Here is an 8,641-nt window from a genome sequence, read left to right as displayed (position 1 = left end):
CTTCCACGGCCCCGGCGACTTACCTGGATCACTGGATCCTGGAAATGGGCGCGCCGTACACGGGCCAGGAAATCGGCGCGACAGGTTATTCAAGAGAACTTGGAATGTGTTTCGCGTTTTCGCGCGGAGCGGCGCGGCAATACGAAAAGCCGTGGCGAATGTATCTGGCGGTCTCAATTCAGGGCGGCGGCTTGGGTTATACCGAGCCGATATATTGTTATTTGTCTCCCGAATGCCGGCGGCGCCGTTCATACGGCGATACCGGCAAATTCTGGGGGGAAGGCCCATACTGCGGCACCAGTTTGTCATTACAGCGCCGGCAGTTGTTCGTCGCCTACATGAGCGGCGTGAATATGATAAGGGATGAAAACGACAATCATGGCGGAGGTCTTTTTTACGCGGCCAATTATAATTGGCGGGATATTGACAAGGTTGATCCGCTGGTGAAGGTGATGCGGGACAAGCCTTATCATCTTTCCCAGGCCGGAGAAATCCGTAAGGAATTGTATGATAATCTTTTTAAAAAACATGACCGCGGCGTCGCTTATACGCCCGTGGGGTTGGTTTTTGACCGGCATCACGGGTTCATATGGACGTACAGCCACAACAAGGTTATGGGGATTCTGCCTTACACGGAGGGCGACTGGATGATGCCGGCCGTGCAATCGGCCTTGTTCCCGTTCCTGGTTCGCAAGGACAGTGAAGCGCGCTCAACCGGTCCGTACGGGGACATGTTTGATGTGCTCACGAACAACGCGCGGCAGGAGACACTGCGGGCCTATCGGGCGCTGCTGCTGGTGGGCGATGTTGACCTGGATGTGCGGGATCTGGCGGATCCAAAACGAAAGCCTTACATGTTTGCGAAACGGCTGATGGACTATGTTGAAAACGGCGGAACATTAATGATCAATGCCCGGCAAATCAAGGCCGGCGTGTTCCCGGATTCGTTCCTGGGGTGCAAAATAACGGAGGAGCGCGGCGAAGGGCAATTTGGCTACAGCCTGCCGGATGACGAGGTCATAAAGGAGGATAAGCCGTTCAAATATCAACGGCTTGAGCCGGTAACCGCGATTCCCTTGATTCTGCGCGCGGACACCGATGGGAAACAAGACGCCCTCGTTACGGTGAACAAATGCGGAAAAGGCATGGTGATAGTTACCGCGCCGGATTATATGATGCCGGCCGGCGGGGGAGAGCGCGCGATGCTGAATATGTTCAAGCACATAATGGGCGGCTGGCGGGACGAATTACTGCCGGTCAAATGGACGGGCGACGTGGAAGTGCTGGTGAACCGGAACCGCAACGGCTGGGTGGTAACCCTTGTTAACAACGAAGGGGTGATAAAACAGGCCGGCCAGAAAGAAGAGTTTGACGCCGCCCATGACCAGGATGTCTGGTTGCGGTTGGAAAAGCGGGCCGGGGGCGGCCAGGTGAAAAATATTGACGAATGGATCAAGGGCGAAAAGCCGGAGATGCGGAAAACGGATGATGGCGCCGAAGTCAAAATCACGGTGCCGGCCGGCGATATCCGCATCCTTGAGTTTCATTTGTGATAAAAGCCCCTGAATTAATCTTATGGGATGGCGCTGAAAATATTCTGTCTTAAAACCGGGACTTGACTGCGGTTGAACGCTGTGATAGCGGTAGTAATGGAGGATTCAAGAGATGAATATGTTCACTCTTCAAAAGACGGCGGTTATCTGCGGATTCTTGCTGGCGGCGCAATGCATGGCGGAGACGCATTATGTGGTGACGAACGGGACGCCTGGATGGACCGGCGCCGTTGATCCCTACACCAACTGGGCCACGGCCGGAACAAACATTATTGACGTGGTCAATGCCGCCATGACCAACACCGAACCACGACTGGTTCTGGTTTCCAACGGCGTGTATTATCTGACCAACCAAGTGCAGGTAACCAACGCCCTGACAATCAGGGGCGTAAATGGCCGGGACGGAACGATTGTGGATGGAGGATACGGGATGCCGGCGAACAACTATGGGGGATGTTTTTATCTTACCAACGCGGTTCTGGATGGGCTTACAATCACCAATGGCATGGCGAAACAAGGCGGCGGCATTTATGCCCGCGGCGGCACAATTATCCAACACTGTAGAATAACGGGATGTATCGCGACCAATGATGTTGATGATAACGCGATGGGGGGCGGGATAAGGGCTAATTATAATAGTGTGATAACCAACTGTGAGATTGTCGGGAACACATGTTATAATATATATGCCGGAGGTGCATATTTAATTCACGGAGCGTTAATTACCCATTGTCTTATTGCCAGCAATCACGCGTATCTCCACAAACTGACTGGCTATTCTGAGGCAAGAGGGGCGGGGCTTGCACTCCAATATAGTGCGATTGCTGAAAATTGCGAAATTTACGGGAATGTCGCCCATGTTACCCGTGAAGGCTGCCAAGGTTGGGGCGGGGTGGAACTAGGCAACGGGGGGACGATACGCAATTCTCTTGTTTACAACAATACGGGCATCACCGGCGGAGGAATTTGCATTTATTATACATGGGGCGTAATTCAGAATTGCACCGTGGTCAGTAATACGGGGGCGGGAATTTGGTGTGCCGTCAAATCCAATCTAACCGGATATATTGAAAACACGATCAGTTATCTTAACACAGCCAGCGCAGGTTCTACTAGAAGTAATATAAGATATAATATAACTTCATATTATACCGGTTCTTACCATATAGTCAACAGTTGTATCGCCCCTACAAATGATTTTCCAACCAGCGGAATTCAAGGGTATTATTACGCTGATAACATTGAAAGCGATCCTAATTTTGCGGGCAAAGATGTTGGCAACTGGCGTCTGGCGAACGATTCCCCCTGCGTTAACGCGGGCACCAATCAGGACTGGATGACCAACTCGGTTGACTTTGACGGGCGCGCCCGCATCCGCTACGGCACCGTGGACATGGGCGCTTTTGAGCGCATCCACGAGGGGGTTATCTACCGCTTTCATTGACAAGGAGCTTTGTCCGCCCCTGAAATAAATGGGGGTATGTTTTAAAACGGATTTTTGCAGCCCGCAATAACCAACAAGGAGGAGAAGGAGAGCATCAGATGAGCAAAACCGGGCAAAATGTAATGATGATCGGCATTATGACCTTGATTCTTGCCGCAACATGCCGGAGTAATTCACAAAATCCTGGCCGCCAGCCGGGCGAAGCTCATGGTTGGCTGAAAAAGAATGCGGGAGGACAGGATAATGACATCGCGCGAAAGAGTTGATGCTTGCGGTGCGGCCCGTTCTATATCACTACCAGCGCGACAATGCTCATGCCGAAAAGGATAACATCGGCCAGCAAAGGCAAATCCGTCAGCAGAATGGATTCGGGCTGGCCGCCTTTTTCCCGGCCGTAGACCAGATATAGGTAACGGAAAATGCCGAAGATAACGAACGGGATCGTCAGGCTCAGATTGGTGGTCTGAAATTTTTCCACTGTTTCCGGCCACTGCGTGTAGACCGCATAGGCAATGATGACCGCCCCGGCGGTAATGGCGATCAATTGGTCAAGCAGACGCTCGTCGCTGTCCTCCAGACTGGGGCGGAAATTTTTTTGCTGTCCGTCCGCCATCAGGCGTTTTTCGTGCCGCCGTTTGCAGAGCGCCAGGAAAAGGGCCATAAGAAAAGTGCAGATCAGGAGCCAGGGTGAAATAACGACGTTAATAGCCACCGCCCCGGCCACCGCTCTCATGATAAATCCGAATGCGATGACAAAAACATCCACCAGCGGCAGGCGTTTTAAATAGAGCGTATAAGCCGCCTGCAGGAGCACATAACCCGTAACCACCATGCCGAAGCGGGGCGTTATGAGCCAGGCCCCGGCCAGACCGGCAAACAGGCATAAACAGGCCAGAAACACGGCCGTTGGAACCGTAATTTTTCCAGCGGCGACCGGCCGGCGGCATTTAACGGGGTGGGCGCGGTCAAGGGCAATATCCTTGATGTCGTTCCAGACATAAACGCCGCTGGAAGTGATGGCGAAAAGAATCATGGCAAGAAACACCAGTCCGGCCATGGAAAGCGAAACGTGCTGCTGCTTGTCGCCGAGCGCGAAGAGAAACGCCGCCAGCACAACCAGGCTTTTCGTCCATTGCCGGGGGCGGAGTTCAGTCAGCATGTCGTTTAAATTCATATGCAATTTTTGCCCGCGCCCGGCTGTCCGGGCTGATTAACGTTTTTTGCGCCCGCCGCGGCGGCGGCTGAAAATCATGGGATTTGGCGCGATTGTTTTTTTCCCGGAACCGGGCGCAGACGCAGTTTCAAGACCATCCAGAGCGCCTCGCGCACGATGGAAGAGTTCATTTTTGAATGGCCCGACCGGCGGTCCTCAAAAATAATCGGAGTTTCAACGATCCGGAATCCGAGTTTCCACGCGGCGTAGGTCATTTCAATCTGAAATGAATAGCCGTTTGATTTAATGCGACTCAGGTCAATGGCTTCCAGAACTTCGCGCCGGAAACATTTATAGCCGCCGGTCGGATCGCTGAACGGCATGCGGGTGATCAGGCGCACATAGGCGCTGGCGGCCCGGCTGAGGATCAGGCGGTTTAACGGCCAGTTGATGATCCGGATTCCGTTCAAATAGCGCGATCCGAGCACCAGGCCGGCTTCTTTTGCCGCGTAAACAAATTTCGGGATATCGGCGGGATTATGGGAGAAATCGGCGTCCATTTCAAAAACATGGGTATAATCGCGCGCGAGGGCCCACTTGAATCCGGCAATATAAGCCCGTCCCAGTCCGCGTTTGTCCTGCTGGTGCAGGGCGTGAATGCGCCGGTCGGAAAGCGCCATTTCGTCCGCGATACGCCCGGTGCCGTCCGGAGAGTTGTCGTCAACAAACAATATCTCCGCTTCGGGGCAGTCCCGGAAAACGGCGGCGGCTATGGCGCGGATGTTTTCCTGCTCGTTGTAAGTGGGAATGATAATCAGCACTTTTTCCATTCCGGAAATTTATAGGCAAAAAAAACACCGATTGCAAGAATTGAATTCGCCGTCCGGAAAACCGCCTTGTCTGTCCGTTTTTTTTCTGTTACCTTAAGCTTGCGCCTGTAACGAAGGGCTTGTTTTATGATACAGATGTTCACATACGGCCACCCCGTTTTAAGGAACATGGCCGGTCCGGTCAGGGATGTTGACAAAAACGTCAGAAAAATGGCGGACGGACTTGTTGAATTCATGCTGGAAAGGCATGGGGTCGGACTTGCCGCGCCGCAGGTGGGCGAATCCGTCCGTATCTTTTCCGTCTTTGTGCCGCCCCGGTATGATTGTTCCGAAGCGGACGGCCGGCGGCTGAATCCTGAAATAAATGAGCCGCTGGTGATGATCAACCCCGTCTTGACGACGGAAACGGGAGTCCAGAACGGTGAAGAGGGCTGTTTGAGCATCCCCGGCGTCTTTGCCCCCGTGCGCCGGGCCTATGAAGTAGCCGTTTCCTTTATTGATCTCCGCGGCCGGCGGCGGCAGCTCACGGTAAAGGGGCTTGTGGCGCGGGCCGTCCAGCACGAGCTGGATCATCTGAACGGCGTTCTTTTCGTGGACCGCGTTTCTCCATTGAAAAAAATTTCCCTGGCCGCCAGGTTAAGGAGAATGAAACGCGCGGCGGAACGGGAAATCGCAGGGGCGGATATTGGCGGTTGATTCGTTTATTGTTTTGGGCCGCCGTATGCCGTAACCGCGTCAATCATGGCTTTGAACTGCGGGAAACATTTTTCTCCGGCGCCGCGGATGTAGGGGGAGGCGGTGGGGCAGACAATCAATCCTTTCCGGTCGTCAAACGCGTCCCGAATCAGTTTTTCCGTTTCGGCGCGGATTTCCTCCGGCTTTTTTTCATACATTGCGGCAATCTGAATGTTTCCTTCCAGGCACATTTTGCCGCGGGCCATTTCCTTGGCTTCAGCCGCCGTGATGTTTCCCATGGGCGGGGGCTCAAACGGGTGCAGCACGTCCGTGCCCATCGCGACAAATTGGCTGAAAACGGTTTTTATCCGGCCGTGGGAGTGGATGTGAATCCGGCCGCCGGCCTCGTGCAGAAGATCAATGATGGGTTTGTCGTAACGGGCGTTGAAATCGTTAAAATCGTCCGGACCGTGCAGCGGCGGAACAACGTATTCCTCGCCCAGCATGGAAAAAAACGGGCCGACTTTATGTTCCAGCAGGAATTTCACCAGCCGGATAATATTTTGCATGCGCCGTTCGCAGAGGGCGTGGAGAATGTCGCGGTCGGAGATGGTCATTAAGGCAAACTGTTCGGAGCCGGTCAACTCGGCGACAAACCCGGCCGGGTTCATTCCGAGGCCCACGCTCGTTATGCCTCTTTCACCGGTTTTTTTGTCGGTTTCAAAGAACGGAGCGGGTTCCCCCGCGATTTCCGCCGGTGGAAGGGAAAGGTATTTTTCGGCGTCTGCGCGGGACTTGATAAAGTATTCCTCGTGCAGTCCCGGCTGGCCCGTGAGGCTTGCCAGATGCGAAGAACGCAATGTCCCCTGCGGGGTCCGGAGGAGGGTGATTACCCTTTCAAATTCGGCGGAGCGGGGTTCTTTTGTAGTTTCCAGGGCGGGGCCCGGCGCAAGATTCGCCATTCGCCATTCGGATTTCATTTCGGTGTGCAGGGCCAGATAATTCTTCAGCGCGTCATATGATCTGTCATCGGCCGGGAAACCTGTCCGGGTGTAAACGCCGGGCCGGTCAAGCTCTTCGTGAAAGTAACAGCGGCGCAGTCTTTCGCGCGAAGTAAAAGGGGCGCGCGCAATGATGCCCGGCGTTTTTTTATTCCCGGAAACAGGCCGGCGGCGCCTTAAAAATTCGCCGGCCAGATCCCGGTAGGCGAGGGCGCCCGCGGAGCGGGAGTCGTAAATTATGATCGGCTGGCCGTAACTGGGCGCCTCGCTGATGCGCACGCTCCTGGGGATGCAGGTTTCATAGACCAGTCCGCCGAAATGTTTTTTGACTTCCGCCACGACTTCGCCGGAAAGGTTGGTGCGGCCGTCAAACATGGTCATCACGATGCCGTCCAGTTTGAGCGCGGCGTTGCCGGCGGCGGACAGTTTTTTGATCAAATCCGTGATCATGCTCAATCCTTCCAGGGCAAGATACTCGCATTGGACCGGAATGATCACTCCTTCCGCGGCCATTAAGGCATTGCAGGTGAGAATGCCGAGGGAGGGGGGGCAATCAATAAAGATATAGTCATAATCGGTAACCGCCAGCAGGTCGGCCAGCACGTTTTTAAAACGATGCAGGTAATGCTCCGAGCGGGCAATATCCACTTCGGCCCCCGCGAGGTCCAGCTCCGACGGGATCAGGTCAAGATTCCGGATGGCGGTGTTCCGGATTTTATCCGCCAGTTTTCCTTCGCCCAACAGGACGGGGTAGGCGCTATGTCCCGCCGCCCTTCCGATTCCCGCGGCGCTGGTCGCGTTGGATTGCGGATCAAAATCAATCAGCAGGATTTTTACTTTCTTTTCGGCCAGGCATGCGGCCATGTTGACGGCGGTGGTGGTTTTACCCACGCCGCCCTTCTGATTGGCAAATGCGATAATTTTCATAATCGGGCGTATTTCGTGAAGCGTATTCCGTCAGAGTTTCTTAATCTGGATCTTTCCATTCATGCGCTTCGCGAGATACCCTTCACGTTTCACGCTTCTGGACCATTCCCTTTTGGCGGGCGTAAGCAAAGAGCCCGCCGGCCTGGACGACCGGCCGGACGCTTCCGAGCGGTTTCAAGGAAAAGCTTTCGCCGGTCAGAGGCCGCCGGATCATTTCGCGCGCCAGATCAATTTCGGCCTCTTCGCCCGTCTTGAAGACGCCGGCCAGCCGCTCCGCGGTTTCGCAGGGATAAATTTCTCCGGTGGCAACGGCGTTCCTGAAGAAAATCCGGGCGAAGGAAAGAGCCACGACGGCCTTTACCCCGGCCGCGCCCAAAGCCACCGGCGCGTGTTCGCGCGAAGAACCGCACCCGAAATTACGTCCGGCCACGATGATGGCATACGCGCTTTTGTCCGCGCCGGATTGGACAAAAGGCGGATGATCCGGCGGCAAACCGCTCAGGGCATGGGAGCCCAGCTGGCGGTATTCCAAGGCAATGGTCGGAACCAGGTTCAGGTATTTGGCCGGGATGATCTGGTCGGTGTCAATATTGTCGCCGAGGACGAACACCCTGCCGGCAAGCATTTGCGATTCGCGATTTGCGATTTGCGATTGTGGATTGGTCATGGATTTATTCCTGTGAATGTGAAGCGGCGGTCCGTTTGGCCGTTCTTCGTGACGCCGATATAATGGCCGTGATTTCGGATGCTTCCTGTAATAACGGTCCAATCAGGCTGTCCGGCATAAGTTTTGCTTCAATAATCAATTCCATCCAATAAGCGCTTTCATCGGCTTCTTCTTCAACGATGCCGAGTTTGGCGATAAATTCGGCTTGGGAACGCGCCCGGCATGCCGCGCGATAATTAGCGCCCGCCGACGTCCCGGCGCGCACCAGTTGAGAGCCTATAGCTTTAGCGATAAAATTATTCGGCAACGAGCCTGCCAATTTCATCACTCGCAGCGCAAACTGTTTTGTGCGTTGCTTTAATTCCTTTTCATCCATAATTCGCTAAATTGC

General features: G+C 54.4%; 9 protein-coding genes and 1 pseudogene. 4 read left to right on the top strand and 6 right to left on the bottom strand.

Annotation, left to right across the window (positions count from 1 at the left end; translation table 11 throughout):
* The 3 genes from PHP98_07540 to PHP98_07530 form a co-directional block, all read left to right on the top strand.
* Window positions 1-1,553 (top strand): hypothetical protein (locus tag PHP98_07540; protein ID MDD5483487.1); only part of this gene is annotated, 1,553 nt, incomplete at its 5' end.
* A 118-nt stretch (window positions 1,554-1,671) separates the two neighbouring features.
* On the top strand, window positions 1,672-2,997 hold the full coding sequence (locus tag PHP98_07535) for a choice-of-anchor Q domain-containing protein (protein MDD5483486.1): 1,326 nt from the start codon (window positions 1,672-1,674) through the stop codon (window positions 2,995-2,997).
* Between the two features lie 98 nt (window positions 2,998-3,095).
* Window positions 3,096-3,263 carry a hypothetical protein gene (locus PHP98_07530; protein MDD5483485.1) on the top strand — a complete coding sequence of 56 codons (168 nt, stop codon included), beginning with the start codon at window positions 3,096-3,098 and terminating at the stop codon, window positions 3,261-3,263.
* Window positions 3,264-3,283: 20 nt separating this feature from the next.
* Here the strand turns inward: PHP98_07530 and PHP98_07525 are convergent, their stop codons facing one another.
* Together PHP98_07525 and PHP98_07520 are read right to left on the bottom strand one after the other, a co-directional pair.
* A complete protein-coding gene (locus tag PHP98_07525) occupies window positions 3,284-4,171 on the bottom strand; it encodes a decaprenyl-phosphate phosphoribosyltransferase (GenBank protein MDD5483484.1) in 888 nt (295 codons plus the stop codon).
* Window positions 4,172-4,245: 74 nt separating this feature from the next.
* Window positions 4,246-4,980, bottom strand: coding sequence for a polyprenol monophosphomannose synthase (locus PHP98_07520; GenBank protein MDD5483483.1), 735 nt, complete (start codon window positions 4,978-4,980; stop codon window positions 4,246-4,248).
* Between the two features lie 126 nt (window positions 4,981-5,106).
* On the opposite strand from PHP98_07520, the gene def reads away from it, so the two are divergent.
* Entirely contained in the window at window positions 5,107-5,676 is a 570-nt protein-coding gene (gene def / locus PHP98_07515) for a peptide deformylase (protein ID MDD5483482.1), read from the top strand.
* Between the two features lie 5 nt (window positions 5,677-5,681).
* Here def and PHP98_07510 read toward each other — a convergent pair whose 3' ends face one another.
* From PHP98_07510 to PHP98_07495, 4 genes and pseudogenes are all read right to left on the bottom strand, one after another.
* Window positions 5,682-6,326 (bottom strand): uroporphyrinogen decarboxylase family protein, encoded by a 645-nt coding sequence (locus PHP98_07510; GenBank protein MDD5483481.1) that lies wholly within the window; start codon window positions 6,324-6,326, stop codon window positions 5,682-5,684.
* Window positions 6,327-6,833: 507 nt separating this feature from the next.
* Window positions 6,834-7,586: pseudogene (locus PHP98_07505) on the bottom strand (ParA family protein).
* Between the two features lie 79 nt (window positions 7,587-7,665).
* Window positions 7,666-8,250, bottom strand: coding sequence for a 3-isopropylmalate dehydratase (locus tag PHP98_07500; GenBank protein ID MDD5483480.1), 585 nt, complete (start codon window positions 8,248-8,250; stop codon window positions 7,666-7,668).
* A 4-nt stretch (window positions 8,251-8,254) separates the two neighbouring features.
* Entirely contained in the window at window positions 8,255-8,626 is a 372-nt protein-coding gene (locus PHP98_07495; protein ID MDD5483479.1) for a four helix bundle protein, read from the bottom strand.
* Window positions 8,627-8,641: the final 15 nt, after the last annotated feature.

The sequence above is a fragment of the Kiritimatiellia bacterium genome, from assembly GCA_028715905.1.
Lineage (GTDB): Bacteria > Verrucomicrobiota > Kiritimatiellia > JAAZAB01 > JAAZAB01 > JAQUQV01.
Note: the sequence above shows the minus strand (reverse complement) of the source record. Positions and strands in the feature narration are given on the sequence as shown.

Coding starts and splice junctions, on each gene's coding strand:
- PHP98_07535 (MDD5483486.1), top strand. CDS start 1,672: ATGTTCACTCTTCAAAAGACGGCGGTTATCTGCGGATTCTTGCTGGCG.
- PHP98_07510 (MDD5483481.1), bottom strand. CDS start 6,326: ATGAACCCGGCCGGGTTTGTCGCCGAGTTGACCGGCTCCGAACAGTTT.
- PHP98_07520 (MDD5483483.1), bottom strand. CDS start 4,980: ATGGAAAAAGTGCTGATTATCATTCCCACTTACAACGAGCAGGAAAAC.
- def (MDD5483482.1), top strand. CDS start 5,107: ATGATACAGATGTTCACATACGGCCACCCCGTTTTAAGGAACATGGCC.
- PHP98_07530 (MDD5483485.1), top strand. CDS start 3,096: ATGAGCAAAACCGGGCAAAATGTAATGATGATCGGCATTATGACCTTG.
- PHP98_07500 (MDD5483480.1), bottom strand. CDS start 8,250: ATGACCAATCCACAATCGCAAATCGCAAATCGCGAATCGCAAATGCTT.
- PHP98_07495 (MDD5483479.1), bottom strand. CDS start 8,626: ATGGATGAAAAGGAATTAAAGCAACGCACAAAACAGTTTGCGCTGCGA.
- PHP98_07525 (MDD5483484.1), bottom strand. CDS start 4,171: ATGAATTTAAACGACATGCTGACTGAACTCCGCCCCCGGCAATGGACG.